Annotated in this window: 1 protein-coding gene; it reads right to left on the reverse strand. The window is 43.4% G+C overall.

The features are described from left to right. Positions 1 to 77: 77 nt before the first annotated feature. A partial coding sequence (locus tag MUB24_RS23075) for a group II intron maturase-specific domain-containing protein (protein WP_244708091.1) occupies positions 78 to 775 on the reverse strand: 698 nt, incomplete at its 5' end.

Consider the following 775-nt stretch of genomic DNA (forward strand, 5'->3'; position numbering starts at 1 on the left):
AATCGAGTAGGAGGCTAATCATTAATTGATTAGCCGACCTCTCCCACCACCGAACGTACGGTCCCGTATTCGGCGGTTCAGTAACTTGAGTATCGTTGCTCATATAAATGATTGAGATCTTTTAATCCCCATTTGTTGAGCGTTTTGACCTTGATTGCCTTGTGAAGTGTTTCGCTTGCTGAAACTCTCCAATACCCTTTTCGAGTATTGGAGAATTTCCATGCTTCTTCAGGTGCAATTCCCAGCCTTCTTAATTGATAGTACTTCGTCCTAATCTTCTTCCATCTTTTCCATATAAGCTGCCTCAATCGATGGTTTAGCCAGTGGGCTACCGATCGAATGTAGCTTTTCATAAGGCTCACACCATAGTAGTTGATCCACCCTACGGTTACCTGGTTAATTTCTTTTGCAATTTCATGGAAGTTTCCAGCTCGGTTTCGCTTAGTCAAAGCTTTAAGTTTGGATTTAAACTTCTTCTTTGCTGTTTGATGTGGTCTACACCCGACTCCTTTAGAGTGGCGGTGAATGCAGAAACCCAAAAATTTCAGCTTTGTTGGAGAGCCCACTTTACTCTTCGTTCGATTGACCGTTAGTCTCAAGTCTTTCTCAAGAAACGTCGTGATACTTTCTAGAACCCTGTAAGCGGCTCGTTCACTTTTGACATAGATGCAGAAGTCATCCGCAAACCGAACAAACTTATGTCCCCGTTTCTCCAACTCCCTGTCCAACTGAGTCAAGTAGACATTACTAAGAATTGGCGAGAGCACCCCACCTT

The sequence above is a fragment of the Lederbergia sp. NSJ-179 genome, from assembly GCF_022867885.1.
Classification (GTDB): domain Bacteria; phylum Bacillota; class Bacilli; order Bacillales; family Bacillaceae_C; genus Lederbergia.